Source organism: Maribacter stanieri (assembly GCF_900112245.1).
Taxonomy (GTDB): Bacteria; Bacteroidota; Bacteroidia; order Flavobacteriales; family Flavobacteriaceae; genus Maribacter; species Maribacter stanieri.
Genome location: NZ_FOYX01000002.1, coordinates 360,912 through 384,885 on the forward strand (window position 1 = coordinate 360,912; position 23,974 = coordinate 384,885).

Here is a 23,974-nt window from a genome sequence, read left to right on the forward strand (position 1 = left end):
AAACTATAAGAAGTTAGTATTATAGTTTTAAAAAAGTGGCAATTGCTGATTTTTTTGAACTTCTGGCGCCACTGGTATTTCTACTTTCTTCTCCATTTGTTTTTGCCCCCAACTAGTCATTGCCTTAACGACCGGAAGCAATGATTTCCCTAATGGTGTCAACGTATATTCTACCCTTGGTGGAATTTCCCCATACAATGTACGATCAAGTATTCCAGCCCGCTCCAAAGACTTCAACTGCTTACTAAGCATTTGGCGATTAATCCCTTCAATTTCAGTAAAAAGCTTATTAAAACGATTTGTTCCTTTTGATATATGATAAAGAATAACAGGTTTCCACTTTCCGCCAATCATATCCATACAATATTCAAGTGCTTGTGTATCATTTTTTTGCTTTGCCATTCTTTTTTACTTTTCTAATATCAACAAATTCACTAATTAATAACTAAAATTAAATTCAGTCTAACAAACATACTATTATAGCATTTATTACAAAAATCTAATTTTAATACCATAAAGTAACACTTTATATAACTTAATTATTTTTGGTGATAAAGGTAAAACAAAATCACACTAATTTCATTAACAATTGCTGTTTAAAAGTGTTTCAATTTCCCGTAAATCTTAATTAGTAAAACCTTAATTTTGTACTTTAAAAATCAATACCAGACACACTATAATGATTCACTTTTTTGGGGAACCTAGCAAAAAGGTTTTTGCGGTACAGACCGCTAAGGAACTTTCATCAGAAGATATAAGTAAACTTATATGGTTGTTTGGCAACCAACCTAAAATAAATGCGGCGTCTCTAGACGCCTTTTTTGTTGGTCCAAGAGCTGCCATGATTACTCCATGGAGTACAAATGCTACAGAAATTACCCAGAATATGGGTGTTGCTGGCATAATTAGAATTGAAGAATTCAATGCTATTGAGGAAAAATTTACAGGGTTTGACCCTATGATTTCTCAGAAATATGATTCTTTAAGCCAAGAGATATTTGATATTCATGTAGCTCCAAAACCTATTTTGAATATTGAGGACATTGCCGCTTTTAATCAACAAGAAGGATTAGCTCTAAATGACGAGGAAGTAGATTACCTTGAAAACCTTAGCAATAAATTAGGTCGCAAATTAACTGACTCTGAAGTATTCGGCTTTAGTCAGGTGAACTCAGAACATTGTAGACACAAAATATTCAATGGCACTTTTGTCATTGATGGTAAAGAAATGCCAAGCTCACTTTTTAAACTTATTAAAAAGACATCACAGGAGTTTCCTAACGATATAGTTTCCGCATATAAAGACAATGTTGCTTTTGTAAAAGGACCAAAAGTGGTTCAATTTGCTCCTAAAACAGCAGATAAACCTGATTTTTATCAAGAAAAAGAGTTTGATTCGGTTATTTCCATAAAAGCGGAAACACATAACTTCCCAACTACTGTTGAGCCTTTCAATGGTGCTGCAACTGGTGCAGGTGGCGAAATCCGTGATCGTTTAGCGGGTGGTAAAGGCTCTCTTCCTTTAGCAGGAACAGCTGTCTACATGACAGCTTATTCTCGTTTAGAAAAAGAAAGACCTTGGGAAAAAGGAATGAAAGAAAGGGATTGGTTGTATCAAACTCCCATGGATATTTTAATCAAAGCATCTAATGGTGCTTCTGATTTTGGAAATAAATTCGGTCAACCATTAATTTCTGGTTCTGTACTTACGTTTGAATATGACGAAGCTTCAACTCCCTTCGATTCATCAGAAGAAAATAAGACTTCGGCTACGCACGGTCAACGAAGATTAGGTTATGATAAAGTAATCATGCAAGCTGGTGGTATTGGTTATGGGAAAGTTGAACAAGCTATAAAAGACAAACCTGAAACTGGTAACAAAATTGTAATTCTTGGTGGCGACAATTACCGAATAGGTATGGGGGGTGCTGCTGTTTCTAGTGCAGATACGGGCGAATTTAGTTCTGCAATAGAATTGAATGCTGTTCAACGTTCAAATCCTGAAATGCAAAAAAGAGCTGCGAATGCTATTCGTGGCATGGTAGAAAGTGATGTAAATACTATCGTTTCTATTCATGATCATGGTGCTGGCGGACACCTAAATTGTTTGTCTGAACTAGTAGAAGAAACAGGAGGAAAAATAGATTTAGACAAGTTACCTGTAGGTGACCCTACCCTATCTGCCAAAGAAATAATTGGTAACGAATCTCAAGAACGCATGGGTCTTGTTATCGGTAAAAAAGATGTGGATTTAGTAAAACGAATTGCAGACCGTGAACGCTCGCCTATGTACGAAGTTGGTGATGTTACTGGTGATGACCGCTTTACGTTCGAATCTAAGACTAATGGTGCAAAACCTATGGACTTAGCGCTTTCTGATATGTTTGGCAGCTCTCCAAAAACTGTAATGACAGACAGCACGATAGCTCGTAATTATGCTAATGCAGATTATTCTTTAGAGTTTTTCCATGATTATCTAGGTGCCGTTCTTCAATTGGAAGCCGTAGCCAGTAAAGATTGGCTTACCAACAAAGTTGACCGTTGTGTGGGCGGACGTGTTGCAAAACAACAATGTGTTGGTCCATTACAATTACCTCTGAACAATTGTGGTGTTATGGCTTTAGACTTCAAAGGAAAAGAAGGTATTGCCACAAGTATTGGGCACTCCCCTATTTCTGCTTTAATTGACCCTGCCGCAGGTAGTAAAAATAGTATTGCAGAATCTTTGACCAATCTTGTATGGGCTCCACTTAAGGACGGACTAGCGTCTGTTTCCCTATCTGCTAACTGGATGTGGCCATGTAAAAACGAAGGAGAGGATGCCCGTTTATATACTGCTGTACAAGCAGTTTCAGATTTTGCTATCGATTTAGGAATTAACGTTCCTACAGGAAAGGATTCGCTTTCCATGAAGCAAAAATACAAAGATGGTGATGTTATATCTCCAGGTACCGTAGTTATTTCTGCTGCCGGTAATTGTAGTGATATTACAAAAGTAGTTGAGCCAGTTTTACAGAAAAATGCTGGGTCAATTTATTATATCAATTTATCTAAAGACAGTTTCAAACTAGGTGGTTCATCTTTTTCACAAACTAGAAATAGTATTGGTAACGAAACTCCTACAATTACTGACTCCGCATATTTTAAAACAGTATTCAATACTATTCAAGATTTAATTAAAGAAGATAAAATTGTTGCTGGACACGATGTTGCTTCAGGTGGTTTGATTACTACTTTATTAGAACTTTGTTTTGCTGACACTAACTTAGGCGCAAACCTTGACCTAACAAGTTTAGGTGAAGCTGATACAATTAAAGTTTTATTCTCTGAAAATGCAGGTATTGTGCTGCAAGCGAAAGATGATAGCATTGAGTCAATTTTTGCATCTAAAAATATTGAAGCTAAGAAAATAGGTACGGTTACAAATGAAGCTACACTTACTGTTAGAAATAATGGTATGGAAATGGGACTTAACATAGAAACTTTACGAGATACTTGGTTTAAAACATCATATTTACTAGATAATCAACAGACCGCAAAAGGCTTAGCGAAGAATAGATTCGAGAATTATAAGGTTCAACCTTTACAGTACAATTTCTTGAATTCTGCAGCTATTATTTTACCTAATCGTTCTGAAACAACAAACGGAACGCGACCAAAAGCCGCGATTCTTAGAGAGAAAGGAAGTAACTCTGAGCGTGAAATGGCAAATGCCATGTATTTAGCAGGGTTTGATGTTAAGGATGTTCATATGACCGATTTAATCTCTGGTCGTGAGAATCTAGAGGATATTCAATTTTTAGGTGCCGTTGGTGGGTTCTCTAACTCTGATGTACTAGGTAGCGCAAAAGGCTGGGCAGGTGCCATTAAGTACAATGAAAAAGCAAATACAGTTATTAAAAACTTCTTTGCAAGACCAGACACATTATCGGTAGGTATTTGTAATGGTTGTCAATTGTTCATGGAATTAGACCTTATCAATCCGGAACACGAGTCTCATGGTAAAATGACCTATAATGATTCTCATAAACACGAGAGTAATTTTACTTCTGTAGAAATACAAAAGAACAATTCAGTTATGCTTTCATCTTTAGAAGGAAGTAAACTTGGCGTGTGGATTTCTCATGGTGAAGGGAAATTTGCTTTACCACTATCTGAAGAGAATTATGATATTGTAGCTAAATATGGTTACAAAGGTTATCCGGCAAACCCTAATGGTAGTGATTTCAATACCGCTATGCTTTGTGATAAAACGGGTCGCCATCTAGTAACTATGCCACATATTGAACGTTCTATTTTTCCATGGAACTGGGCAAATTACCCAGCAGAAAGAAACGACGAAGTTTCTCCATGGTTAGAAGCTTTTAAAAATGCTAAAGAATGGATTGTTAATCAGAAATAATCACCTTAAACTATAGAGAAACACAAAAGCTGTGCACTCCCATGTCTGGGGTACACAGCTTTTTTTTTTACAACCAAAACATATTATCTAACCAATAATCTACCGCTCCATGTTTTCTCTTTAGAGTTTTGTAGCTTGTATAAGTATAATCCAGGAGATAGATCTTTTCTTTCTATAATTATTTCATTCTGTCCTACTATACTTTCACCCTCCATATGGTGGTTTCCAAGTAATCTACCGCTCAAAGAGTAAATATTCAATTGATAGCTATCTGCATTTTCTTCGTAAAAATATAAACTTGTACTCTCAAACATTGGATTTGGATATACTACAGATTTATTTAAATTAGTATCCACAAAAGCCTGACCTGGTTCACGATTATGAAAATCTATATTCTGTAAATCCATTGATTTATCTTCAGAATATCCATTTTCCGCAACAAGATTAAAAGAAAGTACTTTTATATCAGAGAAATCAGTACCAGCATCTACATCATTTTTAAAATCTGTATCAGATAATGTGTATTCATCCATTTCACTTTCTAAACTGATAGTAGTTTTATAGATTGAACCGTCACCCTTTATAAGTTGCACATCTAAACTACCTGTTCCTTTCGCCTCAAAGCTTATTTTATTATAATCACTTAAATCAACTGCTGTAAATCTTGGATTCAAAGCACGGTATACTCCCAAGTAATTACTGGTAGAGCCTTGTAACTTTATATTTCTTTCTATAGGATAGCCATCACCAACATACGGACCGTCTGCAGGTAATACCTCATAAGTAGCTACAGTTGTTTCTTCTGCAGAATCATCTAAGCCCCATGGTGCATCGGCTACAAATAAATCATCTGGTGTTGTGCCCAAACCTGCGCTAATTCTAAAGCCCAAATCGAACAATGTTCCCGTTTTTAAGGCAACAGAATCTAAATAACCATCAATATCCGCAGTCACACCTAAAACTTCTGTACCACTAGTTTCCGTAAGTTTTAAACCTCCTTCTAAATTTATACTTTTAGAATTATTGTTATTTACTAGGTTCAACAAAACTTCCCCGTTCTTATAACTGGCAGACTTAACAAATACGGGCGGTGGTGTAGACCCATTGTATTGTGATATTTCTGAATTAACCTCTAATAGATTTAAGATCTCATCGGCAAGTAATAAAAGATCATCTACCGAATTTGACCATACTTGAAAATTATAATACCCCGTATCACTTGCATACGCATCAATATTCCAATGAGATTCTATTGTGAAATTCTCATCTGTATTTACTCTTGCCGAAAATGTCAATGCAAATTCAAGACTACCATCAGGTTGTTTAATAATTGATTTAATAAAATCTTTTTCTCGTAATTGAATATTCGAAACTGATAACAATTGAGCTCCTAGAAAACGATCACAAATAAACTTACTATGCTCATAAACCTTGTTATCTGTTTTAATAACCATTAATGACCCTAAATTTTCAGTACCATTTAGGTAGTCAACAGAATAGATATCTGAAGCATTCGTTAAATCTAACAAATCGCTTGGAGATGATTCTATTGTACTTGTTTCACCAACAACACCCAAAGGCACCAGTGTATTTAAAGGAATATTATTGACATCTGTTTTAGCGCTTAATCCATAGAAAGTGCTTTTTACTATTTTTTTAGCATTTAACTTATCAAAAACATAGTTCGTTTTTGCTCTGTTATAATTTCTCTTACTTATTAAGTTGGCTAATCTATCATTACTCTCTAAACCACCTTTGTTTGCACTTGAAGTAGTTACAATTACAGGACAAGCGGCAACACCAGAACATGAAGGGTCATCGCAATCTACTAGCCCATCACCATCATCGTCAACTCCATTTAAACAATCTTCTTGCGGAACAGGAGCCGTAGGACAACGTGCCCCATCATTACTTGATGCTGCAGGACCAAATGCAAAAATATTAGATTGTATTACACCTAATGATATATTTTGAACTTGATCAATCTTATAAACAGAGCCAGTTTGGTTGGCAGAAATATAAAAATTACCATCTACATCAAAGTAAACGGCACCAAAAGTGTAACTTAATCCTTCAAGAATAGGAACTACCCCCAAGGTCTTTACAATCCCGGTTTCTGGATCTATTTTATATAATGTATTAGTTTTGCCCTCTACCGTATACAGCATATTATCGGCTGCGTTAAAAGCCCAATCTGCAATAGATAAGCTTTGACTTAAACTAAACTTTCCTAAGTATTCTAAATAGGTATCAGATTCTGGATTAATATCTACTTTGTAGTAGGAAGAACCACCAGCTTTAAAATAATAAACACCATCTGTTGAAATATCACCAACATACTTGTTACCAGATGGCAAGTCAGGAATAGTATATTGTTCAACTGAATAATCGTTTCCAATTCGCACTATCGTACTTGATGGGGTTGATAAATATCCCCATAGAAAACCGTCAGTAGAATTATACCCTACACCATTTACATTGCCCGGTGTTATATTTTCAGCTACAAGATAGGAACTACCAGAAGCTAAATCCAGGGCATAAATATCATTATATTGAAATAGATAAGCGTTAAAATCGCAGTTGAATGGTTCTGATTGCGCATCCATGTTCCAACTTGTAAATGTGAAATACATAAGTGCGATAGATCGTAAATAATTAACAATCGTGTAGTTTTTTTGCATATTTCCTACGATTTGGAAGATTTAAATTCTTTATACAAACCTAAATAAATTGAATAAGGAATTTTCCTACAAACAATTGAGATGTATACATAACACGTTCAATTACAATTTATTGTAGACAAATGGTTAAAATAACGGACTTACAAGTTGTTGTCCTATAATTGTGGATATTGTAATGAGATGGCATTTTATTTAACAATACAATTTTAAAATATCGAGTTCTTTCGCTATTTTGCAATACTTATTAGAAATCAAGTATGCAAAAAGTAACCCGTCTTTTTGACTTTCCATATTATCAGCTAGAAAAGCATGCCTTAGATAAGGCATTGGTGTCAAAAAAAAATGGATCGTGGATAAGTACCTCCACTCAAGAATATATAAACAAGGCTAACGCTATTAGTCGTGGTCTTTTACGTCTTGGTGTAAAGCCAAATGACAAGATTGCCGTAATATCACTTACCAATAGAACGGAGTGGAATATTATGGATATTGGCATACTACAGTTAGGTGCACAAAATGTACCAGTATACCCTACTATTTCAGAAGAGGATTATGCCTATGTTCTTAATCATTCTGAAGCTAAATTCTGCTTTGTTTCTTGTGGAGAGGTATATGAAAAAGTTACTGCAATTAAAGACCAAGTAAAAAGTTTAGAAAATGTTTATTCTTTTGATGAATTATCTAATTGTGAGAATTGGGAAAAAGTTTTAGAATTAGGTACCGATACTTCAAACCAACATGACGTTGAAGAGTTAATGAACGCGGTTAACCCTAACGATTTAGCAACCTTAATTTACACTTCGGGCACCACAGGCAGACCTAAAGGTGTAATGCTATCTCATTCCAATTTGGTAAGCAATGCAATTGAAAGTTCTAAACGTTTTCCTATTGTTGATGGAGAAACAAAGGCATTAAGTTTTTTACCCTTATGCCATGTGTATGAGCGTATGTTAATCTATCTATACCAATTTAGAGGTGTAACAATATACTATGCAGAATCTCTTGAAAAAATAAGCGACAACCTAAAAGAAACTAGTCCGCATGTAATGACTGCGGTTCCTAGACTTTTAGAGAAAGTATATGATAAAATTTACGCTAAAGGAACAGAACTTACGGGAATAAAAAAGAAGCTATTCTTTTGGGCTGTTGAAATAGGCTTAAAATACGAACCATACGGTCAAAACGGCTGGTGGTATGAAACGCAATTATCCATAGCACGTAAACTAATCTTTAGTAAATGGAAAGAAGGACTAGGTGGAAATCTTAGTCTAATAGCTTCTGGTAGCGCCGCATTACAGCCAAGATTATCAAGAATTTTCAATGCTGCTGAATTTGGATTAATGGAAGGCTACGGTTTATCTGAAACATCTCCTGTCATTTCTGTAAACGATATGCGTGATGGCGGATTTAGAATAGGTAGTGTTGGTAAACCTATTGACAGAACCGAGGTGAAAATTGCTGCAGATGGAGAAATATGTATTAAAGGACCCCAAGTTATGTTGGGATATTATAAAGATGAAGCAAAAACCAAAGAGGTTATTGTTGATGGCTATTTCCTAACGGGTGATATTGGAGAATTGGATAGTGATGGATTCTTAAAAATCACAGATCGTAAAAAGGAAATGTTTAAAACCTCTGGCGGTAAATATGTTGCCCCTCAATTATTAGAGAACCGTTTTAAACAATCTAGATTTATAGAGCAAATAATGGTAGTTGGTGAAGGTGAAAAAATGCCTGCCGCATTAATTCAGCCAGATTTTGATTTCCTACAAGCATGGGCATCAAAACACAATATCAATATTTCTGATAATACTCAATTAATTAGAAACGAACAGGTATTAACAAGATACCAGCAAGAAATTGATGAAGCTAACGAGAAATTTGCCAAATGGGAAAAAGTGAAGCAGTTTAGACTTACGCCAGATTCTTGGAGCATAGAAGGTGGTCACCTTACTCCTACTTTAAAATTAAAAAGGAAAATTATTAAAGAAAAGTATATTTCACTTTATAATGATATTTACGAACATTAGAATTGTTCGTTTTAATTAAAATATTTGATAACAGTTACAAGCACTGGACAGAATTTCAGCAATGATATTTTATTCAGTGCTTATTTTATTTAATGGTCTTTATTCATTAAAATATTTAAAATCAGAATAATACAAACTTTCGGATTTTATAAAATTCTACCACTAGTATATTTCTACACAATATTATAAGCTTTAGCTAAGAACTTAAAAGAAGCCTACCTTAATTACTTTAGTAACACCTGAGTAACTAAAAAATTACATTAATTTATTATGCATGCATAATAAATTTTCTTATATTTGGTATCCAACTAATTTAGTATGAAAGAAGCAACGATAGATTATGCGTTGAGAGCTACATGGCAAGCGGTAGCTAGAATGTATAATGAAGAAGCAAAGAATTTTGATTCTACTATGGCTGTTGGCTTTACTTTATTGAGCATTGATCCAAAAACTGGTACACCTTCAACTTCATTAGGTCCAAAAATGGGAATGGAAGCTACTAGTCTTTCTAGGATTTTGAAAAGCATGGAGCAGAAAGGTTTAATTTTAAGAAAACCAAATCCAAATGATGGCAGAGGTGTTCTTATTTATTTAACTGATTTTGGATTAGAGAAACGAAACGATTCAAAAAATACAGTTCTAAGATTTAATGAGGCGGTTAAAGAAGAGGTTTCTGAAGAGAAATTAGCGAACTTTTTTGAAGTAACAGATGCCATCAATAAATTAATTGCAGACAAGAAATTATATTAATACAACTTATCAAATTAATACAGCATAAAGTACATGAACAAGCACATTAAAAAAGTAGCGGTAATTGGTTCAGGAATTATGGGTAGCGGTATAGCCTGTCATTTTGCAAATATTGGCGTAGAGGTTTTATTGTTAGATATTGTTCCTAGAGAACTTAACGACAAAGAAAAAGCAAAAGGTCTAACCTTACAAGACAAGGTTGTTCGTAATAGAATGGTTAATGATTCTTTAGCGGCAGCGTTAAAATCTAAACCATCACCTATTTACCACCAAAAATTTGCTAACCGTATTACAACTGGTAATATGGAAGATGATATTTCTAAAGTATCTAAAGTAGATTGGATCATTGAGGTTGTTGTTGAACGTTTAGATATCAAGAAACAAGTTTTTGAAAACTTAGAAAAGTACCGTACTCCGGGTACACTTATTACCTCTAACACTTCAGGTATTCCTATCAAATTTATGTCTGAAGGAAGAAGTGAAGATTTCCAAAAACATTTTTGTGGTACCCACTTTTTTAACCCAGCTCGTTATTTAAAACTTTTTGAAATCATTCCTGGTCCAAAAACGGATGCTGATGTTTTAAGTTTTTTAAATGGATATGGTGAAAAGTATTTAGGAAAAACATCTGTAGTTGCTAAAGATACGCCTGCTTTTATTGGCAATAGAATAGGAATATTCAGTATTCAAAGCCTTTTCCACATGGTTAAGGATATGGATATGACAGTTGAAGAAGTAGACAAGTTAACTGGTCCCGTAATTGGAAGACCTAAGTCTGCTACATTTAGAACTGTTGATGTGGTTGGTTTAGATACTTTGGTACATGTTGCTAATGGAATCTACGATAATTGTTCTGACGATGAGCGTCACGATTTGTTTAAACTACCAGGTTTCATCGACACTATGATGGAAAATAAATGGTTAGGAAGTAAAACAGGTCAAGGATTTTACAAAAAATCTAAGGACGATAAAGGTAAAACAGAAATATTGACACTTGATTTAGATACGATGGATTATCGTTCTAAAAAGAGTGCGAAATTTGCCACTTTAGAGTTAACGAAAACAATTGACAAGGTTGTTGATCGTTTTTCTGTTTTAGTTGGCGGAAAAGATAAAGCTGGTGAATTCTACCGTAAGAGTTTCGGACAATTGTTCGCTTACGTTTCTCATAGAATACCTGAAATTACAGATGAGCTTTATAAAATTGACGATGCTATGAAAGCCGGTTTTGGCTGGGAACATGGTCCTTTCCAGATATGGGATGCCGTTGGTTTAGAAAAAGGTCTTGAATTTATCAAGGCAGAAGGGTTAGAAGTTGCTGCTTGGGTTCAAGATATGAAAGCTAGTGGTAAAGATTCTTTTTATACCGTAAAAGAAGGAAGCACATATTTCTACGATATTCCATCGAAATCCATGGAAAAAATTCCTGGGCAAGATTCATTTATCATTTTAGATAACATTAGAAAATCTAAAGAAGTATTTAAAAACAGCGGTGTTGTTGTTGAAGATTTAGGCGATGGTATTTTAAATGTGGAGTTCCAGTCTAAAATGAACACTATCGGTGGTGATGTTTTAGCAGGATTAAATAAGGCTATCGATATGGCCGAAAAAGATTTTCAAGGATTGGTTGTTGGTAACCAAGCCGCGAACTTCTCTGTTGGAGCAAACATCGGTATGATTTTTATGATGGCGGTTGAGCAGGAATATGATGAGCTTAATATGGCTATTAAAATGTTTCAGGATACAATGATGCGTATGCGTTACTCTTCAATTCCAACTGTTTCTGCCCCACACGGCATGACACTGGGTGGTGGATGTGAATTGTCCTTACATGCAGATATGGTGGTTGCCGCTGCTGAAACGTACATTGGTCTTGTTGAATTTGGCGTTGGGGTTATTCCTGGCGGTGGTGGTTCTAAAGAATTTGCCGTACGTGCTCAAGATACTTTCAAAAAGAATGATGTAGAATTAAATGTCTTGCAAGAATACTTTTTAACCATTGGTATGGCAAAAGTATCCACTTCGGCTTATGAAGCATTTGATTTAGGTATTTTACAACATGGTAAAGATGTCGTTGTTGTTAATAAAGACCGTCAAATAGCTACTGCCAAAGCTTATGCAAAATTAATGGCAGAGCAAGGTTACACGCAACCAGTTAAACGTTCAGACATTAAAGTTTTAGGTAAGCAAGCGTTGGGTATGTTCTTAGTAGGTACAGATTCTATGGAAGCTAGTCATTACATAAGTGAACATGATAAGAAAATTGCTAATAAACTTGCCTATGTAATGGCCGGTGGTGATTTATCTGAACCAACATTAGTAAACGAACAATACTTGTTGGATTTAGAGAGAGAAGCCTTCCTTTCACTTTGTACAGAAAGAAAGACCTTAGAAAGAATTCAACATATGTTGAAAACCGGAAAACCGTTACGTAATTAATTTACGAAGCTATTAGCCCTTAGTTAATGGCAGTCTTAACTTAACAACAATTAAATGCTAGCAGCCAAAAGCTGAAAGCCAAAAGCAAGATTAAAAATGAAAACAGCATATATAGTTAAAGCATATAGAACAGCGGTAGGGAAAGCTCCGAAAGGGGTCTTTAGATTTAAGCGTACCGATGAGTTGGCAGCGGAAACCATTCAATACATGATGAAGGAGTTGCCGAATTTAGACAAAAAACGAATTGATGATGTAATTGTGGGTAACGCAATGCCAGAAGGTTCACAAGGTTTGAACATGGCACGTCTAATTTCTTTAATGGGACTTGATATTGTTGATGTTCCCGGTGTAACAGTAAATAGATTCTGTTCTTCGGGTATAGAAACAATTGGTATAGCAACAGCAAAAATTCAGTCGGGAATGGCAGATTGTATTATTGCAGGTGGTGCTGAAAGTATGAGTTCTGTTCCTATGACAGGTTATAAAACGGAATTAAATTATGATGTAGTTAAAGCCGGTCATGAAGATTACTATTGGGGAATGGGAAATACGGCAGAAGCTGTAGCAAATGAATTTAATGTTTCTCGTGAGGATCAAGATGAGTTCGCTTATAATTCTCATATGAAAGCACTTCGTGCACAAGCTGAAGATCGTTTTCAAGATCAAATAGTACCTATTGAAGTTGAAGAAACCTACGTTGGTGCAGATGGTAAAAAAGCGACTAAAAAATATACGGTCAACAAAGATGAAGGTCCAAGAGCAGGAACTTCAACAGCCATTTTAAATAAGCTTAGACCTGTATTTGCTGCCGGTGGTAGTGTAACAGCAGGTAATTCATCACAAATGAGCGATGGTGCTGCTTTTGTAATGGTAATGAGCGAAGACATGGTAAAAGAATTAAATCTTGAACCTATTGCTCGTTTAGTAAATTATGCCGCTGCCGGTGTACCTCCAAGAATTATGGGTATTGGTCCGGTTGCTGCAATTCCAAAAGCTTTAAAACAAGCTGGTTTAAAACAAGATGACATCAATTTGATTGAATTAAATGAAGCATTTGCTTCTCAATCATTGGCCGTTATGAGAGAATTAAATCTTAACCAAGATATCGTTAACGTAAATGGTGGCGCAATTGCTTTAGGTCACCCATTAGGTTGTACAGGTGCTAAATTATCTGTTCAGCTATTTGATGAAATGAGAAAGAGAAACATGCAAGGACAATACGGTATGGTAACCATGTGTGTAGGTACTGGACAAGGTGCTGCCGGAATATTTGAATTTTTAAAATAACATTATTATTAGTTGGTATTTAGTATTATCTAAATGCTTTATACCAAACATTTTATACTAAACACTATTAACAACATGAGTACAGAAGCTGCAAATAAAGATATTCTTAGAGGAGGTCAATTCCTTGTTAAAGAAACCAATTGTGAAGATGTTTTCACACTAGAAGATTTAAATGAAGAACAACGCATGATGCGTGAAAGCACCAAGGAATTCGTTGACAGAGAACTTTGGGCACATTGGGAACGTTTTGAAAAGAAAGACTATGCTTTTACCGAAGAAACCATGCGTAAAGCTGGTGAATTAGGTCTATTAAGTGTTGCCGTACCGGAATCTTATGGTGGTATGGGAATGGGTTTTGTTTCTACTATGTTGGTATGTGATTATATTTCAGGTGCTACTGGTTCTTTCAGTACTGCTTTTGGTGCACATACAGGAATTGGAACTATGCCAATTACACTTTATGGTACTGAAGAACAAAAACAAAAATATGTTCCAAAATTAGCTTCTGGAGAATGGTTTGGCGCTTACTGCCTTACTGAGCCAGGTGCTGGTTCTGATGCAAATTCAGGAAAAACTAAAGCCGTTCTTTCTGAAGATGGTAAATTTTATAATATTACAGGACAGAAAATGTGGATTTCAAATGCAGGATTCTGTAATTTGTTTATCGTTTTTGCCCGTATCGAAGATGACAAGAATATTACAGGTTTCATAGTTGAAAACGACCCAAGCAATGGCATAACATTAGGTGATGAAGAAAAGAAATTAGGTATCCATTCCTCTTCTACTCGTCAGGTTTTCTTTAACGAAACTAAAGTTTCTGTAGAAAATATGCTTTCTACAAGAGGAAACGGATTCAAGATTGCAATGAACGCCTTAAATGTGGGTCGTATTAAATTAGCTGCTGCTTGTTTAGATGCACAGAGAAGAGTTATTGGCGAGGCAACTAAATATGCCAATGAACGTATTCAGTTCAAAACTCCTATAATTAATTTTGGTGCAATTAAGTCTAAAATTGCAGAAATGGCCACTAGTGTTTATGTTGATGAATCTGCAAGTTACCGTGCCGCCAAAAATATAGAAGACCGCATCGCTATTCGTGAAGCTGAAGGTAATACACATCAGGAAGCTGAATTAAAAGGTGTTGAGGAATACGCTATAGAATGTTCTATTCTTAAGGTAGCCGTATCAGAAGATTGTCAAAATACTACTGATGAAGGTATTCAGATTTTTGGTGGAATGGGCTTTAGTGCAGATACACCTATGGAATCTGCTTGGAGAGATTCAAGAATTGCCCGTATTTATGAAGGTACTAACGAAATCAATAGAATGTTAGCAGTAGGTATGCTAGTTAAAAAAGCAATGAAAGGTCATGTGGATCTTTTAGGCCCTGCAACTGCTGTTGGCGAAGAATTAATGGGTATTCCTTCTTTTGACGCTCCTGATTTTTCAGAATTATTTGCAGAGGAAAAAGACATCTTAAAAAGACTTAAGAAGGTTTTCTTGATGGTTGCCGGTTCTGCAGTTCAGAAATTTGGTCCTGAGTTAGAAAATCATCAACAATTAATGTTAGCAGCTTCAGATATTCTTATTGAAGTATACATGGCAGAATCTGCTTTGTTACGTACAGAGAAAAATGCTAAACGTTTTGGCGAAGAAGCACAGGCTACGCAAATTGCTATGTCAAGATTATACTTATTCAATGCTACAGAAACTATCATCAGAAGAGGTAAAGAAGCAATCGTTTCTTTTGCCGAAGGTGATGAGCAAAGAATGATGTTAATGGGACTTAAACGTTTCACAAAATATACTAATTACCCTAATATTGTTGCATTGCGCACACAAATTGCCGATAAGGTTTCAGCTGACAACGGGTACACCTTTGACTAATTCAGATTACCTTTTGTTGTTTGGTAACTTGAATACTAAGCCGCCCCAATTGGGGCGGTTTTTTTGTTTGGTAAACATAGTTATTGCGACTATTTTTAGACCATGCATAAAGAATTACTGGAACAGGTTTATAATACTTCAGATTTTAATACGAATGGTCACAGTCTTATAGACCAATTGACTTCTCATTTAGAGAATAAACTGAACGATATTTCACGAAATGCCATCAATTGGAACGAACCGGAAAAGGAATTACAGTTCTGGAAAGCATTCTTATCAGATGGTGATAGTAAAGACATGTTCCAGGAAATTATAAAACGAACCACTTATGTGCATCACCCTCATTATATGGGACATCAAGTGAGTCCGCCTGCTCCTATCACAGCATTAACAGGATTAATAAGCGCATTACTTAACAATGGCACCGCTGTATATGAAATGGGTATGTCTTCTAATGCAATTGAAAGGTTGGTCATTGAAACGATATGTAATAAAATAGGTTATAACAATACTTCCGGTGGATTTCTAACTTCTGGTGGAACCTTAGCAAATCTAACCGCTCTATTAAGTGCCCGAAAAGCTATAACAAAAAGAGACATTTGGAATGATGGTAACCAAAACCAATTAGGTATCATGGTTAGCGAAGAAGCTCACTATTGTGTAGACCGCGCTGCTAGGATAATGGGATTAGGAGAACATGGAATTATTAAAATTCCTGTCACCAAAGAGTTTAGCATGAATACCGATTTATTGGAGTCTAAATTTAAGCAAGCAAAAGACAAGGGTATTGAAATATTTGCAATAGTTGGTAGTGCTCCTTCTACAGCCACAGGGATATTTGACAATCTTGAGGTCATTGGTGCTTTTGCTAAAAAACATAATATATGGTTTCATGCAGATGGAGCTCATGGTGGGGCCGGAGTATTCTCTAATAAATACAAACACACCTTAAAGGGGATTGACCAAGCAGATTCTGTTGTTATTGACGGACACAAGATGATGATGATGCCTGCCCTTACTACTGCCCTACTTTATAAAGAAGAAATAAATGCTAAAACCACTTTTAGTCAAAAAGCGGATTATTTACTTTCAGATTCTGAGCATGAAGATTGGTACAATTCAGGCAAACGTACTTTTGAATGTACCAAGAACATGATGAGTATTCATTGGTTTACACTTTTAAAACTTTATGGCGAAGAGGTATTTGATGCAAATGTTACGCATCTCTATGACATGGGAGCTCTTTTTGCAAGATTGATTGAAGAAGAACCAAATTTTGAATTGGCTTTAAAACCAATGTCGAATATTGTTTGTTTTAGATATTGTCCACCAAGTATGAGTTCAGAAAACACCAATGCTCTAAATGCAAAAATTCGCCAACTTCTTTTGGAAGATGGCGAATTTTATATCGTTCAAACAAAGCTCAAAGACAGGTTTTACATGCGTATTACTGTAATGAACCCATTTACAACAGAGGTACATTTCAGAGCCTTAATCAATAAAATAAAGGCTTATATTAGCAACTAATTATTCTCTTAACGACTCCATCATTTCATCTTCACTCTCTTTTTTAGAGAAGTTAATAGCACACTCAATTAATGCTAAATGTGAGTATGCCTGAGGGAAGTTACCAAGCAATCTTTTAGTCTTAAAATCAATATCTTCGCTGAAGAGACCTAAATGATTACTATAACTTAATAATCGCTCAAAATACTCCAATGCTTTTTTGCGTTCTCCTATTTTAAAAAGGCTGTTTATGTACCAAAATGTACATACTGTAAATGATGATGATGGTAATCCAAAGTCATCTTCGTTCTTGTAACGATAAAGTAAACCGTCATTACTTAATTCGGTTCCAATAGCATTTACGGTTTTTATGTAACGCTCATCTTTCGCATCAACACATCCGTAAGATTCCATTAATAATACAGAAGCATCTAGTTCCTTAGAACCATAAGATTGTGTGTATGCTCCTACTTCTTCGTTCCATGCATTATCGTAAATATCTTTCCAGATTTCTTCTCTAATTGGTCCCCATTTGTCAATTTTATGCTGTTTGCCTAACATTTCCGCTACCTTAATAGCACGGTCTAAAGCTGTCCAACATAGTACTTTTGAGAACGTGAAATGTCTGTCTTCTGTTCGGAACTCCCAAATACCTTTATCGGCATCTTTCCAATTATTGCTTACGATCCAAACGATTCCCTTTGTTATCGCCCATAAATCCTCACCATTATCAATATCGACACTAAATTTCACCATTTGCTCATAAATAACATCCATTAGAATACCATAAATGTCATTTTGTTTTTGATGATATGCTGCGTTACCAATACGTACAGGCTTTGAACCTTTGTAACCAGATAAATGTTCTAACGTTTCTTCGGTTAATTTCTTCTCCTTATTGATGCCGTACATAATCTGCAGCTTCTCTGCTTTATCAGGTATCAAATCAATAATAAACTGTAGATATCTTCTAGCTACATTCTTATGGCCTAATTCTGATACTACTTTTATTACCATTGATGCATCACGAATCCAACAGAAACGATAATCCCAGTTACGTACCTCACCAATTGTTTCTGGTAATGAAGTAGTTGCAGCAGCTAAAACAGCTCCTGTTTTATCATAACTTAATAACTTTAGGGTTAATGCACTTCTTGAAATCTCTTCATTGAACTTTTTATAAGTAGGTGTCAAGTTAGACCAGTTCAACCAGTATACTTTGGTGTTCTGTAAATCTAAATAAGCCCTTTCTGTGGTTGGCAACAACAATTTTTCATTGTAGCCCATCAGCATATACTCGTCTTGCGTAAGTTCTAACGTACTTCTATTTACAACGGACTCTTTATCAAATGAAGTATATAAAAATACCGTATCAAATTTTACATCATGTGTAAGACTAGCTATAAAATCTTTTTTAATAAAAGTTTCGGTCGTACCCATGGCATATTCAAGCTTTGGATCATATAAAACAGATAACGAAGGTTTACCCGATATATGTTTAAAATACCGTATCAGTTCTGGTGGTGAATGATAGGTATTCCCCTCTTTACGATGCCTTGGCATAAAATCATGTATTTCAAAATGGTCTTCCCCAGATTTGAAAGATGTGATTAATATATTTGTATACTGCTGGTATTTTTGAGTGATTGTGTAGCTATCATCAACATTTATTTCAAAACTACCGCCAATTTCTTCGTCTAATAGTTTAGCGAAAACCGACGGACTATCGAATTCTGGCAAACAACACCAGTCGATACTTCCTGTCTTTGAAATTAATGCTGCACTTCTGCAATTCCCTATTATTCCGTAGTCTAAATTATCCATTCAATAAAAATCTTAATTCATATGAGTTTTCAATTGGTATTACCCTCCTTTTTGCCGAAATTTAGAGAAATAATTATCAAGAAGTAGCAAAAAATACTCTTTTATGGCTAAAACTATCATTATCTCAAATAGACTACCTGTACAATTACAAATTAGCAACGGAAGCATTACCGCAGTACCAAGTGTAGGTGGTTTGGCTACCGGAATGAAATCTGTGCACTCTGGCGGAGATAGCCTTTGGATTGGTTGGAGCGGATTGACAGATGAAGAAATACCCGAAGAATTGATTCCTAAAATTGATACTGCCCTTGCTGAACACGGCTCTTCTAAAGTAAATCTTACGGAAAAAGAAGTGGACGGTTTTTATTATGGATTCAGTAACAGAACCATATGGCCCTTGTTCCATTACTTCTTAGAATATTCTGAATTTGAATTAGAAAGCTGGGAAATTTACAAAGCGGTAAATCAGAAATTTGCCGATGCCATTCTTGAAAAGGCAGATAATGAAGATACTATTTGGATACATGATTATCAGTTAATGCTAGTTCCACAAATGGTAAGAGCAGAAAGACCAGATATATCAATTGGCTTCTTTTTACATATTCCTTTTCCTTCTTATGAGATATTTAGGACACTTCCGTGGAGGCGTGAGGTGTTATTAGGACTTTTAGGCTCAGATTTAATAGGTTTCCACACTTATGATTACGAACGTCACTTTTTAAGCTCTGTACGCAGGCTATTAGGTTTAGAGGTTAGTTTTAATGATATTTATTTAGAAGATAGGGTTATTAAAGTTGACTCTTTTCCGATGGGGATTGATTATAAAAAATTCAGTGACGCGGCCAAAGAACATTCACTACGCAGTGAAAATGAAAAATCAGACTTACAGAAGCGCTTAGATACACATAAAAAATCTGCACCAGATGCAAAGTTCTTTCTATCTATTGACCGCTTAGACTATACCAAGGGTATTGCAAAAAGACTTAAAGCTTTTGAATATTTCTTAAACAAGTACCCGCAATACAAGGAAAAAGTACGCCTTATTATACTTGCGGTACCTTCTCGATCCAATGTTCCACAATACCAATTATTAAAACGTGAAATTGATGAGCTAGTAGGTCGTATTAACGGAGAGTTATCTACCGTTAGTTGGACACCTATTTGGTACTTCTACCGATCTATGCCTTTTGAAAACTTAATAGATCTTTACACCTCCTCTGATATTGCTTGGTTAACTCCTATTAGGGATGGTATGAACTTGGTCGCTAAAGAATACATTGCCACAAGAACCGATAAAACAGGAGTTTTAATTCTTAGTGAAATGGCAGGTTCTGCCAATGAAATGAATGAATCACTTCTTATTAATCCTAATAATTTTGAACAAATAGCAGATTCTTTAAATGAAGCTATTAATATGCCTAAAGAAGAACAAATAGCTAGAAACACTTTGTTGCAAAAGAGATTAGAGCGTTATAATGTTGAGAAATGGGCAAATGACTTTATGAATTCTTTGGTTGGACAAAAAGAAAAAGATCAGACTTCTAAAACCAGGAAATTATCTGTAGATTTCTTGAATACAGTAATGACTGATTATGAAAAAGCTAAAAGAAGACTGGTATTTTTAGACTACGATGGTACGTTGGCAGGTTTTCATAATGACCCACAAAAAGCTGCTCCAGACGAAGCATTATATGAATTACTAGACCAGATTTCTTCGCAAGAAAATACAGATATGTATTTAATAAGCGGAAGGGACAAGGAAACATTCACTAAGTGGTTCTTACCTAAAAAGTATAACATGATCGTTGAACACGGTGTATGGATTTCTCAAGGAGGAGAAGAGTTTAGAATGCTTGAAACCGTTAAGAAAGATTGGATGGAGAAAATTTTACCAGTGCTAGAATCGTTTGTTGATCGTACGCCTGGTAGTTTCATTGAAGAGAAAAATTATTCTTTAGCTTGGCATTACAGAAAAACGGATCCAGATTTCGGAAAGAAAAGATCAGTTGAACTAAACACGGTGCTAACGAGTTTAATTGCCAACGATGATCTAAGTATTCTGAATGGTAATAAGGTTATGGAAATTAAAAGTAGTAATGTAAACAAAGGCCGTGCATCTATGCGTGTTTATACGGAGCAAGAATATGATTTTGTTTTCGCTATTGGTGATGATTGGACAGATGAGTTTATGTTTCAAGAATTACCAGAAGATTCGGTAACTGTAAAGGTTGGTCGTCAAAAAACTCAAGCAAAATACTTTGTTGACAACACAAAGAACGTTCGTGAAATCTTAAAGAGATTTGCCGAGAAACGCTAGTTAAATAGCCTTAAACAATTAGACATGAAACAGAATCATTTTACCATCTTTTTAAGTTTTTGTTGCTGTCTAAATGTCTTTGCTCAGCAAAGTACAGAAGTGTATTTAGCAGAATTAAAGCAGGAAAATGATTTTTTAAAAATTGATTCTGTAATAAATATTTCAAAAAATGAGGGCTATGATAATCAGCCCTCATTTTTTGATAATGATAATATACTATTTTCATCTACAAGAAATAATCAAACAGATGTTGCGCTCTACAATATAAAGGACAGTAGTACAATATGGCTTACCAACACACCAAATGGGAGTGAATATTCACCGTTAAGAATTCCCAGTAAAAATGCAATTTCGGCTATCCGATTAGATAAAGATGGATTGCAAAGACTTTATGAATACGACGTAAATACTGGCGAATCAGAAGTTATATTACCAGATTTAAAAGTGGGTTATCACGTTTGGTTTTCAAGTGATATTATTGTGTGCACAGTTTTAATTGAAAATCGAATGGATTTGGTAATTTCTAACCTTAAAGCTAATACCAACTATACCGTTCAGAAAAATGTAGGTAGGTCGTTGCATAAAATTCCGAATAGTAATTTAGTAAGCTACATTTCAAAAACAGATGATTCTGTTACTATTAGATCTTTAGATCCTATTACCTTAAAATCTGAAGAATTAATCGCTACAATGGAAGGTTCTGAAGATGTGTGTTGGACTGAAAATGGAGATTTAATTACAGCATACGACACCTCAATTTTATCTTTTAATCCATCTTCAGATGAAGAATGGAAATTTGAATTTAAGATTAAAGATCAAGACGTGAACGGTATTTCACGCCTGGCAGTAAATCCGCTTAGAAATCACTTGAGTTTTGTATCTAAAGATTCTCCTAAAATAATTGTAGACAGGCAAGTAGAAACTTTTAACGCACGTGATATTAATGCATTTGCGAACTGCTTTTCAAAAGATGTCGTTGTCAAGAATTTTCCAATGGATATTTTATACATGGGTAGACAGCAACTAAAAGTTAATTACGAAGCTTTCTACAAAAGAACACCTGCTATAGAGGCTAAGGTGGCATCTAGAATACATGTAGGGCAAACGGTCATAGATCAAGAGGTGGTTACAATAAACGGAAATCAGCATCATCAAGTTGCCATTTATGAAGTTGACAACTTCATTGAAAGCATGACTTTTATAAAAGATACTGCAACAAAAATTGATCCAGAAATTATTGTTCAAGAACAACTTGATGGATATAACGCAAGAGATATAAATTCATTTTTACAGCCATTTGCTGAACATGTGAAAGTTTATGGAGCTAATGGCGAACTAAGAACCCAAGGTATTGAAGAAATGAGAAAAGGTTATAGCGACTTTTTTGAAACAACAAAAGATTTACATTGTTCGGTAAAAAATAGAATTGTAATTGGTAACAAGGTTATTGATGAAGAAAATATAACTGCCAATGGCGAATCTTTTAGTGCTATTGGCATATATGAAATAGAAAACGGTAAAATAGCAAGGGTCACTTTTTTACAATAATATATTGAAGCAAAAATCACATATACTCCCCATAATAATTCTATCTCAATTCGCTTGTACTTCTACTTGGTTTGCTGGTAATGCTATTTTAGAATCCTTGACCAAAAAACTAGATTTTGGTTCTGAAATTATTAGCTACGTTATTTCATCGGTACAATTCGGATTTATCATCGGTACCTTGCTATTTGGCATTATTATGATTGCGGATAGATTTTCACCTTCAAAAGTATTTATGGTTTGCGCTTTGTTCGCAGCTATCTCTAATCTAGTATTAATCCTACCACAACTAACTGTATCTTCTTTACTACTCGCCAGGTTCAGTACAGGTTTTTTTTTAGCGGGAATCTATCCTGTGGGAATGAAAATAGCCGCAGACTATTATGAAAAAGGACTGGGTAAAGCTTTAGGTTTTTTAGTGGGCGCATTAGTTCTTGGTACTGCCTTTCCTTTTTTAATTAAAGGAACGCCTTGGGTAAATAACCCTAATAATGTCATTATGCTAACTTCTGTAATTACGGTTATAGGTGGTGTATTGCTATTTATACTAGTTCCTCACGGTCCATTTAGAGTTGCAAGTTCTATACTAAAATTAGATGCTGGGCCTAAGCTCTTTAAAAATTATAAATTTAGAAAAGCTGCATTCGGCTATTTTGGACACATGTGGGAATTATATGCATTTTGGGCATTTACCCCAGTTGCCATACAATGGTTTGCCACACAAACTAACAGTACTATTTCAGTCGCTTTATGGTCCGGAATTGTTATTGCACTAGGTGGTATATCTTGTGCATTTGGGGGCATACTATCTCAAAGAATTGGAAGTAAAAAGGTGGCATTATTGGCATTGACCATATCAGGATTTCTTTGTATTGTTTCTCCTCTCCTATTTTCACTTTCCTTGTATCTATTCTTAGCAGGTTGGTGCATTTGGGGAATTGCCGTAACTGCAGATTCTCCACAATTCTCAAATTTGGTTGCCTCAGCGGTAGCTCCAGAATTAAAAGGTACAGCTCTAACGCTAGTGAATTGTATCGGTTTTGCCATTACAATAATCAGTATACAGCTTCTAGAATCACTTCAATCGATTATTCCTATTGATCTTATATTTATTCCTTTAGCAATTGGTCCATTAATTGGGATTTATTATTTAGTAAATAAGAAAACGAAGTAAACTCAAAACCTAATTTCTCCTATAGCTCTATATTTTACGGGCAATCATAATGCTATCCAATTCAAAAAAAAGTTTTGTGTTAAATGTAGTTTTGCATATCAAATTATGGTCAGCCCTTTATTTTACTTAAAT

13 protein-coding genes are annotated in these 23,974 nt (G+C 35.1%); 10 read left to right on the plus strand and 3 right to left on the minus strand.

Annotated elements, in window-relative coordinates:
- Positions 1-27: 27 nt before the first annotated feature.
- The gene (locus BM296_RS12090) at positions 28-402 is read right to left on the minus strand and encodes a winged helix-turn-helix transcriptional regulator (protein ID WP_027067370.1); all 375 of its coding nucleotides are present in this window, start codon (positions 400-402) and stop codon (positions 28-30) included.
- Between the two features lie 277 nt (positions 403-679).
- On the opposite strand from BM296_RS12090, the gene purL reads away from it, so the two are divergent.
- Positions 680-4,402, plus strand: a complete 3,723-nt coding sequence (gene purL, locus BM296_RS12095) for a phosphoribosylformylglycinamidine synthase (protein WP_091903256.1) — start codon at positions 680-682, stop codon at positions 4,400-4,402.
- Positions 4,403-4,485: 83 nt separating this feature from the next.
- On the opposite strand, the gene BM296_RS12100 is transcribed toward purL, so the two are convergent.
- Positions 4,486-7,083 (minus strand): DUF6923 family protein, encoded by a 2,598-nt coding sequence (locus tag BM296_RS12100; RefSeq protein WP_091903257.1) that lies wholly within the window; start codon positions 7,081-7,083, stop codon positions 4,486-4,488.
- 257 nt (positions 7,084-7,340) lie between these two features.
- On the opposite strand from BM296_RS12100, the gene BM296_RS12105 reads away from it, so the two are divergent.
- From BM296_RS12105 to BM296_RS12130, 6 genes are all read left to right on the plus strand, one after another.
- Positions 7,341-9,113 (plus strand): AMP-dependent synthetase/ligase, encoded by a 1,773-nt coding sequence (locus tag BM296_RS12105; protein WP_091903258.1) that lies wholly within the window; start codon positions 7,341-7,343, stop codon positions 9,111-9,113.
- A gap of 318 nt (positions 9,114-9,431) precedes the next feature.
- A complete protein-coding gene (locus BM296_RS12110; protein WP_027067374.1) occupies positions 9,432-9,863 on the plus strand; it encodes a MarR family winged helix-turn-helix transcriptional regulator in 432 nt (143 codons plus the stop codon).
- Between the two features lie 33 nt (positions 9,864-9,896).
- Entirely contained in the window at positions 9,897-12,302 is a 2,406-nt protein-coding gene (locus BM296_RS12115) for a 3-hydroxyacyl-CoA dehydrogenase/enoyl-CoA hydratase family protein (protein ID WP_091903259.1), read from the plus strand.
- Positions 12,303-12,398: 96 nt separating this feature from the next.
- Complete coding sequence (locus tag BM296_RS12120; protein WP_091903260.1) at positions 12,399-13,589, plus strand: acetyl-CoA C-acyltransferase; 1,191 nt, start codon at positions 12,399-12,401, stop codon at positions 13,587-13,589.
- 75 nt (positions 13,590-13,664) lie between these two features.
- Entirely contained in the window at positions 13,665-15,476 is a 1,812-nt protein-coding gene (locus BM296_RS12125) for an acyl-CoA dehydrogenase FadE (RefSeq protein WP_091903261.1), read from the plus strand.
- Positions 15,477-15,578: 102 nt separating this feature from the next.
- The gene (locus BM296_RS12130) at positions 15,579-17,003 is read left to right on the plus strand and encodes a pyridoxal phosphate-dependent decarboxylase family protein (RefSeq protein ID WP_091903262.1); all 1,425 of its coding nucleotides are present in this window, start codon (positions 15,579-15,581) and stop codon (positions 17,001-17,003) included.
- Here the strand turns inward: BM296_RS12130 and BM296_RS12135 are convergent, their stop codons facing one another.
- A complete protein-coding gene (locus BM296_RS12135; RefSeq protein WP_027067379.1) occupies positions 17,004-18,806 on the minus strand; it encodes a glycoside hydrolase family 15 protein in 1,803 nt (600 codons plus the stop codon).
- A gap of 103 nt (positions 18,807-18,909) precedes the next feature.
- Between BM296_RS12135 and BM296_RS12140 the strand changes: the two genes are divergently transcribed.
- From BM296_RS12140 to BM296_RS12150, 3 genes are read left to right on the plus strand one after another with little or no spacing between them, the layout of a single operon-like run.
- Positions 18,910-21,123 (plus strand): bifunctional alpha,alpha-trehalose-phosphate synthase (UDP-forming)/trehalose-phosphatase, encoded by a 2,214-nt coding sequence (locus BM296_RS12140; protein ID WP_091903263.1) that lies wholly within the window; start codon positions 18,910-18,912, stop codon positions 21,121-21,123.
- A 24-nt stretch (positions 21,124-21,147) separates the two neighbouring features.
- Positions 21,148-22,671, plus strand: a complete 1,524-nt coding sequence (locus BM296_RS19315; RefSeq protein ID WP_143099068.1) for a nuclear transport factor 2 family protein — start codon at positions 21,148-21,150, stop codon at positions 22,669-22,671.
- Between the two features lie 4 nt (positions 22,672-22,675).
- Positions 22,676-23,842 carry an MFS transporter gene (locus BM296_RS12150; protein WP_091903264.1) on the plus strand — a complete coding sequence of 389 codons (1,167 nt, stop codon included), beginning with the start codon at positions 22,676-22,678 and terminating at the stop codon, positions 23,840-23,842.
- Positions 23,843-23,974: the final 132 nt, after the last annotated feature.

Coding starts and splice junctions, on each gene's coding strand:
- BM296_RS12100 (WP_091903257.1), bottom strand. CDS start 7,083: ATGCAAAAAAACTACACGATTGTTAATTATTTACGATCTATCGCACTT.
- purL (WP_091903256.1), top strand. CDS start 680: ATGATTCACTTTTTTGGGGAACCTAGCAAAAAGGTTTTTGCGGTACAG.
- BM296_RS12120 (WP_091903260.1), top strand. CDS start 12,399: ATGAAAACAGCATATATAGTTAAAGCATATAGAACAGCGGTAGGGAAA.
- BM296_RS12115 (WP_091903259.1), top strand. CDS start 9,897: ATGAACAAGCACATTAAAAAAGTAGCGGTAATTGGTTCAGGAATTATG.
- BM296_RS12125 (WP_091903261.1), top strand. CDS start 13,665: ATGAGTACAGAAGCTGCAAATAAAGATATTCTTAGAGGAGGTCAATTC.
- BM296_RS12135 (WP_027067379.1), bottom strand. CDS start 18,806: ATGGATAATTTAGACTACGGAATAATAGGGAATTGCAGAAGTGCAGCA.
- BM296_RS19315 (WP_143099068.1), top strand. CDS start 21,148: ATGAAACAGAATCATTTTACCATCTTTTTAAGTTTTTGTTGCTGTCTA.
- BM296_RS12090 (WP_027067370.1), bottom strand. CDS start 402: ATGGCAAAGCAAAAAAATGATACACAAGCACTTGAATATTGTATGGAT.
- BM296_RS12140 (WP_091903263.1), top strand. CDS start 18,910: ATGGCTAAAACTATCATTATCTCAAATAGACTACCTGTACAATTACAA.
- BM296_RS12130 (WP_091903262.1), top strand. CDS start 15,579: ATGCATAAAGAATTACTGGAACAGGTTTATAATACTTCAGATTTTAAT.
- BM296_RS12110 (WP_027067374.1), top strand. CDS start 9,432: ATGAAAGAAGCAACGATAGATTATGCGTTGAGAGCTACATGGCAAGCG.
- BM296_RS12105 (WP_091903258.1), top strand. CDS start 7,341: ATGCAAAAAGTAACCCGTCTTTTTGACTTTCCATATTATCAGCTAGAA.